Here is a 20,146-nt window from a genome sequence, read left to right as displayed (position 1 = left end):
CACTATATAGAGTTCAGTTTAAATACTCCTGGATCTTAGGTCAAGCAAACGAACATTATAACAGGGAAACGTGGCTAAAAAACCACTTGACAAACTCCGCCAGCCCCCTTATCATGAGACTGAAGCTATTTATTTATCTTCGCAATCTGTGCAGGTTAATGACAAAAAACTTAGGGTATTTGGCGTCTCACGTTTAATTTTTCGCACTACGTGCATCGCATGTCTTTAAAAATTTTTAGGTTTTTACCTATATAAGCCGAAACGCGCTTACAAAGCGTTTAAGACAGCAAAAAACGTCAAATTGACAAGGGAGAATTTGAATGCTAGCTACTACGGGGTTTCTTTGCCTTTTTTCCTGCTTAGTAAATTTCTTAAACACTTGCGGTGTAGGTAAGTTGCAAGTTAAAAGCAGCTAAATCGCTCTTAATCAAGCGTTTTAGAATAAAAAAACGCCGATATTTTAGTACATAGTAAATAGCCAACCACCAACGGGGCTTCTCTTGCCTTTTTTTCGTTTGGTAAATTTCTTAATGTTTATGGCTAAACGACAATCGTCATCCCGCTGCTTGTTAGCGGGATCTAGAGATACCGCGGCGGTATGACGTAGGATTGCTGTCGTCCCGCTACGTGTTAGCGGCTAAGAGATACCGTGGTGGTATGACGTAGAGCTCGCGTTAGCTATACTTTTATACTCACCAACTTAGTGCCCAATCAAAATTCCTGGATTCCAGTGGGCTTTGTTGCATAGCAACGTAAGTTTTTTCCAGAGTAAATAATTTTATGCGACTATTTCAAATTTAGGCATACCAATTGCAGTAAATTTGTTCATTAAGTAGCATTTAATAAGTAGTTCCTTCTCTCTATTTGTCTCAGATTTATTCTTAAAACTAAACCCAAATATTCGCTTCAACCTTGAGAAAAATTCTTCAATATACGATCTTTTTCCGTAATTTACTTCTTCTTTCCATCTTTTTATACCATTCTCACCATGTAATTTCATTAACTGAATAGCGGCATTTCTATCAAGCATATAATCCAATTTTGGATGCTCTGCTGCGTTGTTTTTCGGAGGAATTTTCGTTTTTATGCCATATTGATTACACTGCTTAAGACGCGAATTCTGGATTAAAGGAGAATAGAAAAGGCAAGAAAACAGGGTAAACTCAGCAGTTATAAAAAAACAGATGAGGTTAACCATGGAAGATATAACAAACTGTTTTGTTTGGTCGATGATTTTTGCAGAGATATAGAGAAAAATTTTGCAGGTAAACTACTGCCAAATGGTAAAAAACCCACAAGAACAACGGAAATTGAGCACTCCGAAATCATGACAATAATCCTGCTATATCAACAATCTCCGTGTAAAAATTTCAAAACTTTCTATCTACATTACCTAACGTTGCTCTACAAATCAGAGTTTCCAAAGTTGCCTTCATATACCAGGTTTGTTGCTCTAAAGCCTAGGGTTTTGTGGCATTTAGCAATGTTGTTGCATTGGCTTTGTGGACAGTCAGAAAACACTGGAATTTCATATATAGACACAACCCCATTGCAGTTTGTCATGCAAAAAGAATATCCAAAAACAAAGTTTTTGCTGGAATTGCAAAATTAAGCAAGAGTACTTACGGCTGGTTTTTTGGTTTCAAATTACATATGGTAATCAATGAAAATGGTGAAATTCATTCACTTACGCTAACAAAAGGCAATGTTGATGATAGGATACCTGTGCCAAATCTGACGGAAAAATTAACCGGCCTTTTGTTTGGTGACAAAGGTTATATTGCAAAAGAGCTTTTTCAGAAGCTGTTTGACCGAGGTTTGAAACTTGTTACCAAGGTGAAAAAAGGTATGAAAAATGCATTGATTTCGCTAAATGAGAAGATTTTACTGAGAAAAAGGTCTATCATTGAGACTGTTTTTGGTTACCTAAAAAATAGACTAGAAATTGAACACACTCGCCATAGATCCCCTGTTAATTTTTTGGTTCATATCTTTTCTACTCTCATTTCCTATTCCATCAAATCCAAAAAGCCTTCTATTTCCTATACTTTCTTCCTTCCTTAATCCAGAATTCGCGTTACAAATGTTTAAGAAATTTACTAAGCAGAAAAAAAAGACAAAGAATCCCCGAGTTAGCTAGTCCTTTACTATCTCTGTCAAGTATTGGCATTTTTTGATGTCTTGTAACGCTTTATAAGCGCGTTCAGCTTATTTAGATAAAAATCTAGATGTGGATGAAGTTTTGTAAAGACATACAGTATCTATATACTGCAAAAAATTGAACATAAGACGCCAACTACGTTGTTTTCTTGCTGTTTAATCTGCACAGATGAAGATAACTGAATACCTTCAGTTTCATGATAAGGGGGGTGGCGAGGTTTGTCAAGGAAGTTTCTATATAACATTTTCTAAAATAAATAGACTTCTCGCATCCAATTTCGGCAGCGCGTGACACACAATTGCAATGACAAGGTGTTGCAAGATAAACATCATATTCACACGAAATACTTGACTTCACTTGTACTAAGAAGCATTTTATATATGTTGTGTGCCCGTAGCTCAGCTGGATAGAGCAACAGCCTTCTAAACTGTGGGTCGTAGGTTCGAATCCCACCGGGCACACTCTTCTATCAATACTTTCTATAAATCTTCAAGTATTCTGGCACCACATTTTCAATTGCTAATGGTCGAACCTTCATTGTTTCAAGGTCAGCTGACTTTTCGATTGAGCTATTCATCATAACTTTCACCTGATCTTGAGTAAGCACAGGGTTCGTATCTCCGGTTATTGGTTTTAGCAGCATAGAAATAATTTTATTTTCTAAAAAGAAAGCTATTAACTTTGCCATTGGAAAAGATACATTGATCAACAAACACTTTCTGTTAGTAACATTCAGAATAAACTTCAATAAGCTTTTGAAAGAGTAAACCTTTGGTCCGCCCATGTTATAAATTTTCTTGTCTTGCTTATTAAAACTGATAATACGATATACCACTTCAGCTAAGTCTGTTACACATATGGGCTGAAATTTAGTCGTTCCATTGCCAATTAGTGGTAAGAAAGGAAGAATAGTTGCTAATCTTGCAAATTTATTAAAGAAGTTATCTTCCTTACCAAATACAAGGCTTGGCCTAATTATTATTGCTTCTTGAAATGCTGAAGTTACAGCTTTTTCACCTTCCAATTTACTTTGAGCATATTTTGACAACTTGCTATTTTCTATTCCCATAGCAGAAAAATGTATCATCATAGGTACATTTTTCATTTTTGCAGCTTTTGCTATCCTTTCAGCTATTTTAACGTGAACAGCGTAAAAATTGTGCTTTTTTGCTTCATATAATATTCCCACTAAGTTTATGGCTACATCACATTCTTCCATACCCTCCAGAACTGATTTTTCATCAAAAAAATCGCCTTTAAATATTGATATTTGTCCCAAATTGCCACACAATTTTAAACAAGCAGCTTTTTCCTGATTACGAGTGAATATCTTTATTAAATATCCTTCTGCTGCCAAGCGTCTTACGATGTGTTTCCCTATAAACCCCGTTCCACCAAAAATAATTACACGTTTTGTCACAATTAAAGTTCCTAATAATTTGTTACTGTAAATTAATACAATGATTTTGCTTAATATTCTATTATGAATTCCCGTACAATAAGATCCATTTTCATTCCTTGTGAACCTTTAACTAGAATTGCGTCATTATTCTGAATAATGTTAGCTAAATCACTTTTCAATTGATTAGAATCATTAAAATGTGCGCCTCTTATATTATCTGGCAAAAGCTCATGTAATTCTAACATAGATTTACCAACTGTATAAACTTTATCTATATTATTTTCTGTGATAATCTTAACCAAATCTGTATGGAATTCTATGCTCTTATCACCAAGTTCCAACATATCACCAAGCAAAGCTACTTTTCTCTGATTAGAATATGTACTCAAAGTTTTTATTGCAGTTTTCATCGAAGTAGGGCTGGCGTTATAGGAGTCATCAATTAAATGTATATATTTTTTATTGTATTTGACCTTATGAATATTGCCTCTACCTTTCGTTACACTAAAATTCTTAAGTGCAAGTGGTAATTTTGATAAATCAAGTCCGAGGCTCTGCACAACTGCTGCTGCAACAAGTAGCGAACAAGCAAAATGCTCACCTTGCACACGTAAATTACAGTTTATAGTTTGATTGTCACTCAGCCTGATTTTTAAATTTAGCCCGTCATCATTTCTTATTAGGTCCAACAAACAAACTTCAGCATTTTTATCTTTACCGAAGCTTATTACATTTCTATTGGCATGTGATGAGAGATAATCATAATATTTATTATCTCTGTTCAAAATCAAAGTACCGTTATTTTTCATACCATACAGAATCTCTAACTTCGCTTGTGCAACGTCAAATAGTGATGAAAAATTTTCAGTATGTGCAGGTTCGATGTTGGTAATAACTGCAATATTCGGATTACTAATCTTTGATAATTCTTTTATTTCACCAGCTTTATTCATTCCCATTTCAAGGATTAAGTACTGGCAGTTTTTTGGAGCTTTTAGAATTGTCAAAGGCAATCCTATATTATTATTTAAGTTACCTTCGTTTGCATGGGACACTCCATATTGCAATAAAACAGTGTGCAGCATATCCTTTGTAGTAGTTTTCCCGACACTGCCTGTAATTGCAATAACTTTAGCGTCAACAAGAACATTTCTAATATAGTATGATGCCATATCGTGCAAAGCTTTCAGGGTATCTTGTACAATAACGAGAGGGAAACTTTTATATTTACCCTCACTCACTATTGCAGCGGCAGCCCCTTTTAAAAACGCTTCATGCAAAAAATTATGGCCATCAAAATTCTTTCCCTTGAGTGCAATAAATAAATCATCTTTTTTTATGCTTCTTGTGTCCGTTGAAATATTTGAGCTGTAACAACCTCCCTCTCCTCTTCCGCCAGTTGCATCAATGATATTATTTGTGTTCCATTTAAACATGATTTAGAGAGTACTCTTTAAACGCGAATTCTGGATTAAAGGAGAATAGAAAAGGCAAGAAAACAGGGTAAACTCAGCAGTTATAAAAAAATAGATGAGGTTAACCATGGAAGATATAACAAAACTGTTTTGTTTGGTCGATGATTTTTGCAGAGATATAGAGAAAAATTTTGCAGGTAAACTACTGCCAAATGGTAAAAAACCCACAAGAACAACGGAAATTGAGCACTCCGAAATCATGACAATAATCCTGCTATATCAACAATCTCCGTGTAAAAATTTCAAAACTTTCTATCTACATTACCTAACGTTGCTCTACAAATCAGAGTTTCCAAAGTTGCCTTCATATACCAGGTTTGTTGCTCTAAAGCCTAGGGTTTTGTGGCATTTAGCAATGTTGTTGCATTGGCTTTGTGGACAGTCAGAAAACACTGGAATTTCATATATAGACACAACCCCATTGCAGTTTGTCATGCAAAAAGAATATCCAAAAACAAAGTTTTTGCTGGAATTGCAAAATTAAGCAAGAGTACTTACGGCTGGTTTTTTGGTTTCAAATTACATATGGTAATCAATGAAAATGGTGAAATTCATTCACTTACGCTAACAAAAGGCAATGTTGATGATAGGATACCTGTGCCAAATCTGACGGAAAAATTAACCGGCCTTTTGTTTGGTGACAAAGGTTATATTGCAAAAGAGCTTTTTCAGAAGCTGTTTGACCGAGGTTTGAAACTTGTTACCAAGGTGAAAAAAGGTATGAAAAATGCATTGATTTCGCTAAATGAGAAGATTTTACTGAGAAAAAGGTCTATCATTGAGACTGTTTTTGGTTACCTAAAAAATAGACTAGAAATTGAACACACTCGCCATAGATCCCCTGTTAATTTTTTGGTTCATATCTTTTCTACTCTCATTTCCTATTCCATCAAATCCAAAAAGCCTTCTATTTCCTATACTTTCTTCCTTCCTTAATCCAGAATTCGCGTTTTAAAGTAAATTGAATAAAGTAGCAAATACCACATGTTTTAGACAATGTATAAATAATGGTTGCAATCCCTATAATTCTATCTTATAATGGATATAGAAGTTTAAATTTTTTCGTCTATAATTAAAATGTATTTAGTTGTAGAAAGTACCTTGGAGGTATGTATGGCAGAATCTATTTGGGCTAAGATAGGCGGAGTAGTTAAAACAGGTGTAAAAGCTACAGATCGGGTCCTTGCTCTTGTGCCTAAAGCACTTATTTACCCTATAGAGAAGCCGTTTGCTTCAACGGGTGAAATGAAACATGATGCCACAGTTTCGTTAAAGGAAGCTGTTGGTATAGATGTACCTAAAGAAAAAAGGGAATATGATCCACCTATAGAAACCACACAAGCTAGTGAGAATCTTGGTGTAGAAATAACAGAGCAAAAGAAAGGGACAGGAAAGGTAGCTTTTTTAGCGTCAAGGACTTTGACGGGAGATATACCTTATTTGAACGATGAACAATTGGGTAAAATAAAAGTAGGTTTACCGAATGTAACTATTTTTAGAGAAGAAAACAAAATTGTAATTGAAGTTGATGTTAAAAAAATAATTGAAGACATTAAAACTGACTCTAAAAATAAAGGAAAGAGTCCAGAAGAGATAAAAGAGCTTGTTCTTAAAGGAATTGCTAATAAAGTTGACGAAGACCTTAAGAAGCTGGCAGAAATTACTGGTGGAGAATTTAAAGTTCACACAGACTTAAAATTGCTAAATGGTATTGCAGAAAAATTGTATAAGGAATATGATAATCAAAAGCAGTTATCAGGAGCTACGAAACCTGCAGGACCTACAAATAGCGAAGAGTTACTAAAGGCTGGTCAGCCTTCAGAAACTATAGCTTCAGGTGAGAAAAAATGGGCGCAAGAAGCTATAAAAGCAGGTAAGTCGCAAAGTTGTGGAATGCAAAAATAAGTTATAGGGGAATGTTATGAGTGAAATAAAAATAGAGGAAAGACATCATAGTCTAACTGTTCCTGGGGATATGTATCACTTACAACCAGGAGTTATTACTGGAAAAAGGGTAAGTGGAATAGAAACCTCTTTGAAAGAACAGCAGGACATGGTAAAAGTAAGGGAACTTGTAAGCTCTTTAAATCTTGAAGATGCTTCTGGTGAAACGATAAAACCACTATCTACACCTAGTGTAGAGAAAAACGAAGGAAGAGGGAAAGGTCGCTCTTAAAATATGAGCAATGAAGTTTATGATAACGATAACATCTTTGCTCAAATATTAAGAGGTGAGTTACCTTGTGAGAAGGTACATGAAAATGAAAATGTACTGGCTTTTTGTGATAAGTACCCTGACGCACCAGTTCACATTTTAGTTATACCAAAAAATCAATATGTTTCATATGATGACTTCATTCTAAAAGCTCCTGAAGAGAAGATAATAAGCTTTTTCAAAACTGTTAGAGAAATAGCACACAAATATAATCTAGAAAAAACAGGATATAGATTAGTCACTAACTACGGTGAAAATGGAGAGCAGGTTGTACCACACTTTCACGTGCATATTTTAGGTGGTAAAAAGTTAGGAAAGCATGTAAATTCATAGTGTTATATGTTTTGTTAAATGAGCGAATACTTAACCATAGTAATTTTTATCTGCGTATCAATTGTAGTATCTTTTGCTTTAGGTATATTGCCTATGTTTCTTGCAGTGAGTAAGCCAGATGGTGAAAAGCTTTCCACATATGAGTGTGGCTTCAATCCACTATCCAGTGCAAGAAAAAATTTTGACATTAAATTTTACCTAGTTTCAATATTATTTATAATATTTGACTTAGAAATTGCTTTTCTTTTTCCTTGGGCTGTTTCTTTATCTAATATAAGCTATGGTGGATTTTGGTCTATGATGGTATTTCTTGCAATACTCACTATAGGTTTTATCTATGAATGGTGTAAAGGTGCATTAGAGTGGGAGTAGTTTATGACAAATCAAATGCTATCTAATGATGACTGGGGTCGTTATAAAAAAGAAGGGTTTCTTGTTACTAAATTTGGTGATTTAATAGATTATGTAATGAATTGGGCAAGGTCTGGTTCATTGTGGCCAATGACATTTGGTCTTGCATGTTGCGCAGTTGAGATGATGCATACTGCATCCAGCCGTTATGATCTTGATAGATATGGTATAATGTTCCGTGCAAGCCCACGTCAATCAGATGTGATGATTGTTGCTGGCACACTAACTAATAAAATGGCAGCAGCATTGCGCAAGGTTTATGATCAAATGGCAGACCCGAAGTATGTTATTTCTATGGGAAGTTGTGCAAATGGTGGTGGTTATTACCATTACTCTTATTCAGTAGTCCGAGGCTGTGATAGAATTGTGCCAGTTGACGTGTATGTCCCTGGATGTCCACCAACTGCTGAGGCATTGCTATATGGAATGCTATGCCTACAAAACAAAATAAAACGAACTCAGAATATAAAGCATGGATAAAACTGCAAGGCATATACAAAAAAAGACCAAGTGTGAGTGCATTCAAAAAGATGATGGCATTATTGTAATATATTCAACTTTAGATGAAATTGAAAAGCACTTACTCTTTCTACGTGATGATGAAAAGTGTAGGTTTGAACTATTAGTTGATATTTTTGGAGTTGACTATCCAAATAGAGAGAAGCGTTTCGAGCTAATATACAATCTGCTCAGCATTGTGCATAATATTAGAGTACACATAAAGCTTCAGTTATGTGAAAGCGACATACTTCCAAGTGTAGCGAAGATATTTAGCACAGCTTCGTGGTTTGAGCGTGAAGTGTTTGATATGTATGGAATAGAATTCTCTGATCACCCTGATTTGCGTAGGATTCTAACAGATTATGGATTCAAAGGTCATCCAATGTTAAAAGATTTCCCTCTCACTGGTTATGAGGAAGTAAGATATGATATAGAGGCAAAAAAGGTTGTATATAATCCTATAGATTTACCGCAAGATTTTCGTATGTTTGATAGCCTATCACCTTGGGAAAGTAAAACCATAAAAGTAAATACAAAGGAGTAGAAAATGACAGTACAAAGAAAAAAAATATCTTTAATCGGTGCAGGAAATATCGGTGGAACTCTCGCCCATATGATTGCACTAAGGGAACTCGGTGATGTTGTTTTACTTGATATTAGTGATGGAATACCACAAGGTAAAGCACTCGACATAGCAGAATCATCCCCTATTGATGGATTTAATGTCAATATTACTGGGACAAATAGGTATGAAGATATAAAAAACTCCGATGCAATTATAATAACCGCTGGCATTGCCAGAAAACCAGGAATGAGCAGGGATGACCTCCTGCAAACCAATGCTAAAGTAATGAAGGAGGTTGGCGAAAATATTAAAAAACATTCTCCAAACGTGTTTGTAATAGTGGTTACCAACCCTCTGGATGCCATGGTTTCAGTGGTGCATAAATTTTCAAACCTTCCAGCTAATATGGTTGTTGGAATGGCAGGAGTGCTTGATTCTTCCCGTTTTCGTTATTTTCTTGCAAGTGAATTAAATATCTCAGTTGAAGATATATCTGCTTTTGTGCTTGGAGGACATGGTGACACTATGGTACCACTCATTAATTGCACTTCTATCGCTGGCATTCCACTTACCCAAGTTATCGATATGGGTCTCATTACGCAGAAAAAAGTTGATGAAATAGTTGAACGCACTCGCAATGGCGGAAAAGAAATAGTTGATCTGCTTAAGTCTGGATCTGCATACTACGCTCCTGCATCTTCAGCTATATGCATGTTAGAGTCATATTTAAAAGATAAAAGGCGTATATTACCATGTGCTGCTTACCTTAATGGTGAATATGGCGTGAAAGATTTGTTTATTGGTGTTCCTGTAATTATTGGAAAAAATGGAGTTGAAAAGATCCTAGAAGTTAAAATGAATGATAGTGAACAAAAAATGTTTAATAAATCTGTAAACTCGGTGAGAGAGCTGGTGAAATCTTTAGGTTCATAAGCAAATTAATGGTTTTATAGAGTTTCTTTGAGCTTAAGTTTCGTAAACAGCCTAAAAAAGTTGCTTGTGGTTACCTCCGCTACTTGTTCTGGTGACTCATTCCATAATTCTGCCAAACAATCAACAACGTATTTCACCATTGCTGGTTCGTTCTTTTTTCCTCTATAAGGCTCAGGTGATAGATATGGTGCATCAGTTTCGACTAAAACACGTTCGCGTGGTACATTTTGTGCAATTCCTCTGAGTAAGCTCGCATTTTTAAAAGTAATAATTCCAGAAAATGAAATATATAATCCTAAATCTATAGATTGATAAGCAAGTTCTTTAGAAGAAGCAAAGCAGTGCATTACTCCACTAAAAGCACCGGCTTTCATTTCTGACCTTAACATATCGATCATCTCATTGTCAGCGCTTCTTGTGTGAATAACTAAAGGTAGTCCAGTTATTCTTGACGCTTCTATATGCAATGCAAAACTTTTTTTCTGATTGTCTTTGTTGCCAGATTTATAAAAATCTAACCCGGTTTCGCCGATACTAATTACCTTTTGATTTTTGGTAAATTCAACTAATTCATCAACATGTATACACTCACCGTTTTCTATGGCAGCATCAAGTGGATGCACACCAACAGAGGAGTAAACTTGATCATAGGATGAAGAAATTTTTAGTAATTTAGGAATATCATTAACGCTTATGCATATGTTATGCAAAATCTTTACACCATTTTGCTCTGCCCTTGAAATTACTTTTGGTATTTCATCATCGGAAAAATAAATCAAGTGGCAATGAGAATCTACTATCATGAGCTTATTGTTGAGGCTTTTATTGTAGAAGAAAACTCTTCTATCACTGTTTTATAAACTTCTTTTTTAAATGATATAGCACTGGCTACTAAACTATCTACACTTTGCCAACGCCACTCTTTGAACTCTGGATGATCAGTATAATTAATATCAATATTCTTATCCTCTCCACAAAACTTTATTAAGAACCACCTTTGCTTTTGACCAGAATATTTTCCATTCCAGCATATTGGTATAACTTCTTCAGGCAAGTCGTAGTATATCCAATCTTTGTTTTTAGCTATAATTTCTGCTTTATCTGTACCAACTTCCTCTAGCAACTCACGTAACGCTGCTTGTTCCAGTTCCTCACCATCATCAACCCCTCCCTGTGGCATCTGCCAGTAAGAGTCGCTATCAAAGCGTTTTCCAATAAAGACATGTCCTTGTTTGTTAAATAGCATTATGCCAACACAAGGACGATATTCACTTTTCTGCTTAATCACAAGCATCCCCTGTTGTTAAATTATTTGTTATGGAAGTTTTAATTAATTTTCCATTTTTTTCTTCCTTCATCTCTTCAATAATTTTCTTTGCAACTTCTTTTGCACTTAAATTTGAGTTACCAATTTCAAGTGTACCTTCCGGTATAAATAGCCTTTTCCCTTCAATTCTTTTCATAGCAAAATCCGAATCAGTAATTTTATTTTCCTGGTACCTTTCTTCTGATTGAACACGCTTTACCAGTTCCTCATTATTACAATGTAATACTACAGGAAAAATTTTTACGCCCATTTTCTTACTTAAATTTATCACGGAGTTGTATATCTTCTGATCATAGGGATCACCCTCTATCAATTCATTTGTAAATATATAATGTTTTGATTTTACGTAATATTTTTCCAGTATTGCTAATATATTTTCTCTAACTGCAAAAATTTTTTCCCATAGGTCATCTGGAACTTCAGCATTCTGTAATTTAACAATATTAAATATAATATTATTGAATAGATTATTGCTTACTATCACCGCATCAATGATTTTACACAGTTCCTTTGCAGTAGTAGACTTACCACTGCCTGGAAAGCCGATTAAGTAGATGAGAGTCTTGCCCATAATGAATACTAGTAAAAAGCTATTCTCAATTATATAAAAAGTATGTACATTGTACATGCTAAAAACGCGAATTCTGGATTAAAGGAGAATAGAAAAGGCAAGAAAACAGGGTAAACTCAGCAGTTATAAAAAAATAGATGAGGTTAACCATGGAAGATATAACAAAACTGTTTTGTTTGGTCGATGATTTTTGCAGAGATATAGAGAAAAATTTTGCAGGTAAACTACTGCCAAATGGTAAAAAACCCACAAGAACAACGGAAATTGAGCACTCCGAAATCATGACAATAATCCTGCTATATCAACAATCTCCGTGTAAAAATTTCAAAACTTTCTATCTACATTACCTAACGTTGCTCTACAAATCAGAGTTTCCAAAGTTGCCTTCATATACCAGGTTTGTTGCTCTAAAGCCTAGGGTTTTGTGGCATTTAGCAATGTTGTTGCATTGGCTTTGTGGACAGTCAGAAAACACTGGAATTTCATATATAGACACAACTCCCATTGCAGTTTGTCATGCAAAAAGAATATCCAAAAACAAAGTTTTTGCTGGAATTGCAAAATTAAGCAAGAGTACTTACGGCTGGTTTTTTGGTTTCAAATTACATATGGTAATCAATGAAAATGGTGAAATTCATTCACTTACGCTAACAAAAGGCAATGTTGATGATAGGATACCTGTGCCAAATCTGACGGAAAAATTAACCGGCCTTTTGTTTGGTGACAAAGGTTATATTGCAAAAGAGCTTTTTCAGAAGCTGTTTGACCGAGGTTTGAAACTTGTTACCAAGGTGAAAAAAGGTATGAAAAATGCATTGATTTCGCTAAATGAGAAGATTTTACTGAGAAAAAGGTCTATCATTGAGACTGTTTTTGGTTACCTAAAAAATAGACTAGAAATTGAACACACTCGCCATAGATCCCCTGTTAATTTTTTGGTTCATATCTTTTCTACTCTCATTTCCTATTCCATCAAATCCAAAAAGCCTTCTATTTCCTATACTTTCTTCCTTCCTTAATCCAGAATTCGCGTTATTAAAGTTTTCACTTTTGTTTTTGGACACAGAAGTTTTCGAGAAATAGTTTTCTCTAGTTTTATGTTTTTTGCAACATTGTTGGCGGAGTAGTGATAAGGGGGCTGGCAAAATGTGTCAAGGAATTCTTATTAAAACTAAAGAGCTCAAATGAAAGAAGGTAAACTCTAAAGTATACATTTAGTAGCGCTTTCTATGAGAGAAATCGTATTATCTATTCCATAAAGCTTTATGAAGGATCCCATTCTTGGGCCGGTTTTTTGGCCAAGTAACGTTTCATATAATAGCTGAAACCAATCACGTAAGTTGGTGTAATCATATTTTTTTCCAATAGAAAATACCTGAGATTTAATTTCTTCAGCAGTAGCAGTTATAGATAGAGAATGTAAAGTGTCCTTCAAATCTAGTAACGCTTCTTTCTCTTTTGCATTTGGAGTTTTATATGATTTTGTTGGTTTGATAAAATCGTGGTAATACTTTACTGCAAAGTCTGAAAGACTATCAAGCATTTTATTATTTTCTGGTGTAACGTTTGGTGCATAAGAGGATATAAAACCCCATAGGATCTCTTTGTTTTCGGCGTTACAAGCTGCTGCTAGGTTTAAAAGTAGCGAGAAATTTATGCCTGAAGTATCTATATTTGGAACTTTGCCCTGGTGGATATGCCATGCAGGATTGTCTAATCGTTGTTCTAGTGAAAAATTAGCACCTCGGTCAGGTGTCATCCCAGTGTCCGCTACTCGGATGACAGTAGAGGGGTCTGGGATAACAGAAGCCTCTGAGTTAACAAATGGTTCTGAAATTATAGGCGATTCTGCAGTAAGTCTACTGTCTGTATCCTTTTCTTTATTCTCATTATAACGCTTAACAAACTCTAGATATTCATCAGTTGATTTTGGTATCACATCAAAATATAAACGTTTAGCTTTTTTAGGACTCTGAAAAATGTACAATGCTAAGCTCTCTGTTGGTGCGTAAGTTAACCACTCTTCAATTGAAATGCCATTTCCTTTTGATTTTGATATTTTCTTTCCTTCTTTATCAAGGAAAAGCTCGTAGCAAAACAGAAGTGGTGGCTTTTTTCCAAGTATTTCACATATTTGACTTGAAAGCACAGCAGATGGAGTTAAATCTTTTCCGTGAGCTTCGTAATTTACTCCAAATGCGGCCCACCTCATTCCCCAATCAGGTTTCCATTGCAGTTTGCATTTTCCTTTTGTTACCGGAACTTCTATTTTTTCCCCGTTTGGATCTTCATACGTGATTGTTCCTTTATCTGTATTTGTTTCAATTACTGGAACTTGTAAAACTTGAGAAGTTTTTGGGCATATTGGCAAGAATGGACTATAAGTCTGCTGCCTTTCTTCCCGAAATGATGGAAGCATTACGTCCATCACTTTATCATAATTTTTCAGCAAGAGTAAAAGTTTTTCATCGTAAACGCCAGATTTATAACACTCTGTTGCACTCCTAAATTCGTATTCAAATTCAAACAAATCAAGAAATTTACACAACAATGAATTCATATGATGACCATAACTCTGATGAGTGCCAAATGGATCAGGTATCATAGTCAATGGTTTATTTAAGTGCTCTCTTAGCATCTCTTGATTTGGCACATTATCTGGTATTTTTCGTAAACCATCCATATCATCTGAAACTGCAATGATTTTGGTTTTTATACCAGGAGCTATTTTTTTTAATGCATTTACAACAACTGTAGTGCGAAAAACCTCTCCAAAGGTTCCTATGTGGGGTAAACCAGAGGGTCCATAACCAGTTTCAAATATTATTTCTTTTTTATTAGGAAACTCTTGCAATATTTTTTCTGCTTCTTGAAATGGCCAACTTGTCATTATCTGGGTTAAATAATGTACCTTAACTTAAAGTGCTACTAGTTTCAATGGATTTTTAATATAATGATATAGTATTAGTGTTAGAGCGATTATTAGAAGGTTAAAGATATGTCCACAGGTAGTATACAAACAGATCAATTATTTAAAGGTCTTACAAGACCTGCAATGCTCTTTGGTGTGAGTTATATGTTTGCAATATTAAACGTTCTGATTTGCCTGCTAATTTTCATTAATTCAAATGATTTGAGAGTGATTCTCTTAATGTTACCAGGTATACATGGACTTGGCTATATAGCTTCTGCAAAAGAACCGTTGTTTATTGAATTATTTATGGTAAAATTAGGAAAGTGCTCGAAATGTTTAAATCGTTTTTATCATGGAGCCAATTCTTATGATATTGCTTAACGTTGTGTGATGCTGAGGTTTAGGGCTATTCAATCGAAGAATAAATCTACTCTGAACAGGGAAGTTCACGCTGCTGAATTTATTCCTTATTCTTGCTATTGGAATAGCACAACCTTGATGACAAAAGAAAATTGGTTGGTTAAGGTTATAAAATTAAGTGGTTTTGCATTTGAAACCGCTGATGACGAGGATTTAGTCATACAGAACAACATCAGGAATCAGATGCTAAGAAGCATTTCATCTCCGGCATTTAGTTTGTATTTTCATACTATCAGACGTAAGAAAAATATTTTTTCTGATGAATTTGCAAGTCAAGGTTTGCCGAATTTTTTCGCTAATCACGTAAATCTAAAATGGAGAGAAAAACACGCAACAAGGCAATCATTTATTAATGACCTATACATTACGATTATCCGTAGAGCGGACACGAAAGGAGTAGAATTTTTGTCACATCTACTAAAAAAATTCGGGCATGTAACTTCAAAACATGCTTGGGAAAGTGATATGCGTGCCACATATGAAGATTTAGAGGAAACGACAAATCGTGTAGTGACAAGCCTTAGGAATTATTCGCCTAAAATCCTTGGAGTAAAAGAAACTCCAGGTGGTTTGTTCTGTGAAATAATGGAGTTTCTATCTAGAATTGTAAATTGTGGCTTCGTTACAAATACGCTTTTTCCGCTAAGAACTGAAATATCAAGATACTTACCAGTACATAGATTATTCTTTGGCCGTAAGATGATACAGGTTGTGACTCATAATGAGAGTAAATATGCTGGAATAGTTAGTATAAAAGAGTATGGAAATAATACTTCTGCAGGAATGCTTGATTCTTTTTTACAACTTCCTTACGAATTTATAATTACGCAATCTTTTCAATTTACAAACAGGCAAATAGCAATTGGAAAAATGCAGATACAGCAAAATCGAATGATACAGTCTGCAGATAAAGCTATTTCTCAAATAGCAGAAATTTCTCAAGCGCTTGATGACGCAATGAGTGGTAAGATTGCCTTTGGTCAACATCACCTGACTATTTTATGTATAGAAAAAAGTCCTAAATCATTGGATAACGCTCTGTCGTTGGTAGAATCAGAGCTTTCTAATTGCGGTGTTTACCCTATCCGTGAGAGAGTTAACCTTGAACCAGCATTTTGGGCGCAAATTCCTGGTAATTTCGATTATATAGTGAGAAAAGCTACAATAAGTAGTCTTAATTTGGCTGGATTTGCATCTCAACATAATTATCCTACTGGTAATAAATTCAATAACCACTGGGGAGATGCCGTTACAGTTTTTGACACAACATCTGGTACTCCATTTTTTTTCAACTTTCATATAAGGGATGTTGGACACACTATGATAATTGGCCCAACTGGTGCTGGTAAAACTGTTTTAATGAATTTCTTGTGTGCCCAAGCGATGAAGTTTTCTCCAAGGATATTCTTTTTTGATAAAGATCGCGGTGCAGAGATTTTTTTGAGAGCACTTAGTGGTAACTATACTGTAATAGAACCAAGAACTAAAACAAATTTTAATCCTTTGCAACTTGATGAGACCTCTGATAATAGAACATTTTTAATGGAGTGGATAAAGTCTTTAATTTCGGTATATAATGATAAATTTACTTCAGAAGATATTGCACGAATTAATGATGCAATTGAAGGGAATTTTAAATTAAGAAAAGAAGACAGGTTCTTGAGAAACCTCGTACCGTTTTTAGGGCTTGCAGGTCCTGATACTCTAGCTGGGGCAATATCTATGTGGCATGATAATGGTTCTCATGCTGCAATATTTGACAATAAAGAAGATTTGCTAGATTTTTCACGAGCAAGAGTATTTGGTTTTGAGATGGCTAGCTTGCTCAAAGATCCTGTTGCCCTTGGACCAGTATTGATTTATTTATTTCATAGGATTAGTATATCTCTTGATGGCACTCCATCTATTATCGTTCTTGATGAGGCATGGGCATTAATAGATAATCCAGTTTTTGCACCCAAGATAAAAGACTGGTTGAAGGTACTGAGAAAACTAAATGCTTTTGTGATTTTTGCTACTCAGAGTGTTGAGGATGCAAGTAAAAGTGCTATTAGCGATACGCTTGTACAACAAACAGCGACACAGATTTTTTTACCAAATCTGAAAGCTACTAGTGTCTATCGGGATGTTTTTATGTTAACTGAACGTGAATATATATTAATTAAGCACACAGATCCAAGTACTAGATTCTTTTTAGTGAAACAAGGAGTTAATGCTGTAGTAGCTAGAATAGACTTAAAAGACCTGGATGATATAATCAACGTATTATCCGGACGTGCAGAAAGTGTTCTATTGTTACACGATATATTAAATGAAGTTGGGGACAACCCAAAAGTATGGTTGCCTATATTTTATCAGAAGGTAAAAAATGTTTAAGACTAAGCTGTCATTGCTATTAATTGCGATATTTTTACTAAATATAGATTTCTTACTCTCATATCCAGTACTTGCAGATGGAGTAAGTGGTACTGACAAGACGGAATTTGTTAGTAGATTTAACTCTACTGGCAGCTTTAGTCGTGCCTCTAATCCTGATTGTGGAGCTTTTAAAACAGCTGCAGCACTTGCTGGAATAGCGATTGCTGTTGGTGCAATATTTACTGGCATTGTTTTGATCGTTTCTTCTGCTGGTTTGTTTACTGCTTTTGTTATTGTTGGAATGATAGCTGCAATCGTTGGAGTCTGGAAAGCGATAGGAGGGCTTGTTGTTTGTGAACATAGTTTTGTTAAACACCCAGTTGCACGTGATCATGATGGAAAATACAAAAATTTTAAATTAGAAGACACAGGTTATAGTGGCTGCACCAATGAAAATTACCAAACAGAAGATGAATATTTTTCTTGTTTGCAAAATAAAGCTCGGGAAGACGTGAACAAAAAAGATTATGACGGGAAAAGAGCAGAAAAAGAAGCCTTAAATTCTAACGTTCAGGAGAGTACAGAGAGTTATTACTGGCCAAAAAATGGTGTGCAATACAGTGAATATATAGAAGTATGTCATCGAAACCCTTTAACTTTTGGTAATCTTTTTAATAAGGTAGACTTTAATTCCAGAGGAAAACCTGGATACATAGACTTTGATGTCAGGGAGAAAGACACTGGATACGTAGATGGGTCATGGTCCTCGAAGGTTGATGGTGGTCTGGAATGTAGAGTTCTCAAAGCAGGACAGAGCGAACCCATACATGGAGCTACATTCAAAGCAGTGAGAAAAATGGGCAGATTGTGTGTGGAGTTAGCAAGTGTGAGAATGCTTGGTATCGAAATGACTCCTTGGCCGCAAGGGGTTGATATGGGATGCACAGAATTGCCACCTGACCCGATTGCTCCTATGTGTGAAAAATCTGTGATGATATTCAAAAATAAAGATGGTACAGGAAAGGAAGAAGTTCCTATTGGTAATAATGATGACTATAAAACTACTATAAGAAATAAGGAAAAAGAAGGAAAAGTTTTTGTAGGTTATGATAATGCTGGCTGTTTTAGCTCGTATGTCTCTGAAGCTTGTTATAACCAGGCAGGGAGTAAATCATTAGCTCCTATTCCCGTGACTTCTATGATAGTGCAATGCATTAAGGAATCGTTAGATAATTTAGTTGCAGGTATTGATTCAAGTGGCAGCCCACTTAAGGATAAAGATGGACATAACAAGGGCAGTTTCTTATCTGTAGCACAAAAGAGGTTGAAAAACACTGTAACTGCTGTTTTGGTTCTAGCTTTAATACTGTTTTCTATAAAAGCCATGTCTGGCGGAGTGCGTAGTCCACAAGAAATGTACATGTTGATCATTAAATTCGCTTTAGTGATTTACTTTGCAACAGGTAGTGGCATGCAACAGGGCTATGAGTATTTGACAAAACTTTCTAATGGGCTGTCAGAAATAGTATTGAAGGCATCATCTGAAAGTAAAGGTATATGTAATTATGAAGCAGGTAGGGATTATGAATACATGCGTCATGGGAAGAAAATATCTTACAGCTACCTTGCACCTTGGGATAGGCTTGATTGCAGAATTTTATTTTATTTAGGTGCCCCTTTAGATGGAATTGGTGGCAAAATTGGTACCGGAGGTGTTGCAACGTTAGCGGTCTTGCTTGGCGCTGCTCCTGTCTTGTTAGTTGCAGGTTCGGTGATTGGTATTATTTTCGCTGGTGGACAAATTTTAGTAGCTCTTGTCTGTATATTTATGGCCGTTCTGATGATGATGGTTATTTTGTGGCTGTGCTATGTATTTATTTTATCTCTAGTTGCTTTAAGTGCAATTGTTATTCTATCACCTTTGTTTATTCCTATGGTTTTATTCCAACACACCAAAGGATATTTTGATGGCTGGGTAAGAGAATTAATCACCTATAGCTTATACCCGGTTATCCTTTTTGCGTTTTTGTCCTTTATGTTCATAGCATGTGATAAAATTTATTTTAAAAATTTGAACTTTGAGTCGGACAAGGAATATGAGGATAAAATAAAAGCCTCGGGTGGTAGCAAAAAACAATGGTTTAAATTAAAAGATGGAGAATGTAATAACAATGAAACTACTCTAGCATGTATGATGCAAAACTATAGCTTTAAAAAGAGCAGCATACTTGGTCTATTCGACTTTACATACATGGAGTTTGGCAGCTCTCTCATCGGAGAGTTATTAAAGTTGTGTCTAGTGTTATTCCTCTTTTACCACTTTTTAAACATTCTTCCTAACATGGCTGCTGAACTTGCTGGTAACCATAGAGCAGCACTTGGCTCAGGTCATACACCTGGACAAATGGTGGGCAAAGCTTTATCTGCTGCAAAAGCTGCTGCTGGAGGTGTTGGTCAAGCTGCTGCTGCAGCTGTCAAGAAGGCAAGAGGTGGTGCTGGTGGAGGAGGTGGAGATAGTGGTAAAGGTTCCAGCGAAACTATTAACTAAGGTGACGGTGAT

General features: G+C 35.4%; 18 protein-coding genes, 1 tRNA gene and 2 pseudogenes. 14 read left to right on the top strand and 7 right to left on the bottom strand.

Annotated features, from left to right (window positions below):
- Positions 1-778 precede the first annotated feature (778 nt).
- Positions 779-1,198 carry a transposase gene (locus tag AAGD95_RS00540; protein ID WP_341818291.1) on the bottom strand — a complete coding sequence of 140 codons (420 nt, stop codon included), beginning with the start codon at positions 1,196-1,198 and terminating at the stop codon, positions 779-781.
- Between the two features lie 15 nt (positions 1,199-1,213).
- On the opposite strand from AAGD95_RS00540, the pseudogene AAGD95_RS00535 reads away from it, so the two are divergent.
- Positions 1,214-2,064, top strand: a pseudogene (locus tag AAGD95_RS00535) (IS982 family transposase).
- A gap of 484 nt (positions 2,065-2,548) precedes the next feature.
- Positions 2,549-2,622: transfer RNA gene (locus AAGD95_RS00530), tRNA-Arg, on the top strand.
- 8 nt (positions 2,623-2,630) lie between these two features.
- Here AAGD95_RS00530 and AAGD95_RS00525 read toward each other — a convergent pair.
- Both AAGD95_RS00525 and AAGD95_RS00520 read right to left on the bottom strand, forming a co-directional pair.
- Complete coding sequence (locus tag AAGD95_RS00525; protein WP_341818543.1) at positions 2,631-3,581, bottom strand: complex I NDUFA9 subunit family protein; 951 nt, start codon at positions 3,579-3,581, stop codon at positions 2,631-2,633.
- Between the two features lie 50 nt (positions 3,582-3,631).
- Positions 3,632-4,999: a UDP-N-acetylmuramoyl-tripeptide--D-alanyl-D-alanine ligase gene (locus AAGD95_RS00520; protein ID WP_341818544.1), complete on the bottom strand. Its 1,368-nt coding sequence runs from the start codon at positions 4,997-4,999 to the stop codon at positions 3,632-3,634.
- Between the two features lie 106 nt (positions 5,000-5,105).
- Here AAGD95_RS00520 and AAGD95_RS00515 point away from each other — a divergent pair.
- The 8 genes and pseudogenes from AAGD95_RS00515 (at position 5,106) to mdh (ending at position 9,996) form a co-directional block, all read left to right on the top strand.
- A pseudogene (locus AAGD95_RS00515) lies at positions 5,106-5,974 on the top strand (IS982 family transposase).
- A gap of 177 nt (positions 5,975-6,151) precedes the next feature.
- Positions 6,152-6,943, top strand: coding sequence for a hypothetical protein (locus tag AAGD95_RS00510; protein WP_341818556.1), 792 nt, complete (start codon positions 6,152-6,154; stop codon positions 6,941-6,943).
- 16 nt (positions 6,944-6,959) lie between these two features.
- Positions 6,960-7,214, top strand: a complete 255-nt coding sequence (locus AAGD95_RS00505) for a hypothetical protein (protein WP_265034470.1) — start codon at positions 6,960-6,962, stop codon at positions 7,212-7,214.
- A 3-nt stretch (positions 7,215-7,217) separates the two neighbouring features.
- Positions 7,218-7,586: an HIT domain-containing protein gene (locus AAGD95_RS00500; protein WP_341818555.1), complete on the top strand. Its 369-nt coding sequence runs from the start codon at positions 7,218-7,220 to the stop codon at positions 7,584-7,586.
- A gap of 18 nt (positions 7,587-7,604) precedes the next feature.
- Entirely contained in the window at positions 7,605-7,958 is a 354-nt protein-coding gene (locus tag AAGD95_RS00495) for an NADH-quinone oxidoreductase subunit A (RefSeq protein WP_341818554.1), read from the top strand.
- Between the two features lie 3 nt (positions 7,959-7,961).
- Entirely contained in the window at positions 7,962-8,477 is a 516-nt protein-coding gene (locus tag AAGD95_RS00490; protein ID WP_341818553.1) for an NADH-quinone oxidoreductase subunit B family protein, read from the top strand.
- Positions 8,470-9,042, top strand: coding sequence for an NADH-quinone oxidoreductase subunit C (locus tag AAGD95_RS00485; protein WP_265034473.1), 573 nt, complete (start codon positions 8,470-8,472; stop codon positions 9,040-9,042). Before AAGD95_RS00490 ends, AAGD95_RS00485 begins: the two co-directional genes overlap by 8 nt.
- Positions 9,043-9,045: 3 nt before the next feature.
- Positions 9,046-9,996: a malate dehydrogenase gene (mdh, locus tag AAGD95_RS00480; protein WP_265025950.1), complete on the top strand. Its 951-nt coding sequence runs from the start codon at positions 9,046-9,048 to the stop codon at positions 9,994-9,996.
- Between the two features lie 14 nt (positions 9,997-10,010).
- Here mdh and AAGD95_RS00475 read toward each other — a convergent pair whose 3' ends face one another.
- Genes AAGD95_RS00475 through AAGD95_RS00465 form a run of 3 tightly spaced genes read right to left on the bottom strand, consistent with a single transcriptional unit; the run spans position 10,011 to position 11,894 of the window.
- On the bottom strand, positions 10,011-10,799 hold the full coding sequence (locus AAGD95_RS00475) for a TatD family hydrolase (RefSeq protein WP_341818552.1): 789 nt from the start codon (positions 10,797-10,799) through the stop codon (positions 10,011-10,013).
- On the bottom strand, positions 10,796-11,290 hold the full coding sequence (locus tag AAGD95_RS00470) for an RNA pyrophosphohydrolase (RefSeq protein ID WP_410542080.1): 495 nt from the start codon (positions 11,288-11,290) through the stop codon (positions 10,796-10,798). The genes AAGD95_RS00475 and AAGD95_RS00470 overlap by 4 nt, the downstream gene beginning before the upstream one ends.
- Positions 11,277-11,894, bottom strand: coding sequence for an AAA family ATPase (locus tag AAGD95_RS00465; RefSeq protein WP_341818551.1), 618 nt, complete (start codon positions 11,892-11,894; stop codon positions 11,277-11,279). The genes AAGD95_RS00470 and AAGD95_RS00465 overlap by 14 nt, the downstream gene beginning before the upstream one ends.
- A 149-nt stretch (positions 11,895-12,043) precedes the next feature.
- On the opposite strand from AAGD95_RS00465, the gene AAGD95_RS00460 reads away from it, so the two are divergent.
- Positions 12,044-12,913 (top strand): IS982 family transposase, encoded by an 870-nt coding sequence (locus tag AAGD95_RS00460; RefSeq protein WP_341818263.1) that lies wholly within the window; start codon positions 12,044-12,046, stop codon positions 12,911-12,913.
- 182 nt (positions 12,914-13,095) lie between these two features.
- On the opposite strand, the gene lysS is transcribed toward AAGD95_RS00460, so the two are convergent.
- On the bottom strand, positions 13,096-14,784 hold the full coding sequence (gene lysS / locus AAGD95_RS00455; RefSeq protein WP_341818550.1) for a lysine--tRNA ligase: 1,689 nt from the start codon (positions 14,782-14,784) through the stop codon (positions 13,096-13,098).
- 108 nt (positions 14,785-14,892) lie between these two features.
- On the opposite strand from lysS, the gene AAGD95_RS00450 reads away from it, so the two are divergent.
- From AAGD95_RS00450 to AAGD95_RS00440, 3 genes are read left to right on the top strand one after another with little or no spacing between them, the layout of a single operon-like run.
- Positions 14,893-15,189 carry a type IV secretion system protein VirB3 gene (locus AAGD95_RS00450; RefSeq protein WP_253307377.1) on the top strand — a complete coding sequence of 99 codons (297 nt, stop codon included), beginning with the start codon at positions 14,893-14,895 and terminating at the stop codon, positions 15,187-15,189.
- Between the two features lie 9 nt (positions 15,190-15,198).
- Complete coding sequence (locus tag AAGD95_RS00445; RefSeq protein WP_341818549.1) at positions 15,199-17,604, top strand: VirB4 family type IV secretion/conjugal transfer ATPase; 2,406 nt, start codon at positions 15,199-15,201, stop codon at positions 17,602-17,604.
- Positions 17,597-20,134: a type IV secretion system protein gene (locus AAGD95_RS00440; protein ID WP_341818548.1), complete on the top strand. Its 2,538-nt coding sequence runs from the start codon at positions 17,597-17,599 to the stop codon at positions 20,132-20,134. Before AAGD95_RS00445 ends, AAGD95_RS00440 begins: the two co-directional genes overlap by 8 nt.
- Positions 20,135-20,146: the final 12 nt, after the last annotated feature.

The sequence above is a fragment of the Wolbachia endosymbiont (group B) of Ennomos erosarius genome (genome assembly GCF_964026905.1).
Classification (GTDB): Bacteria; Pseudomonadota; Alphaproteobacteria; order Rickettsiales; family Anaplasmataceae; genus Wolbachia.
This window is presented reverse-complemented; position numbering and strand designations above follow the sequence as displayed.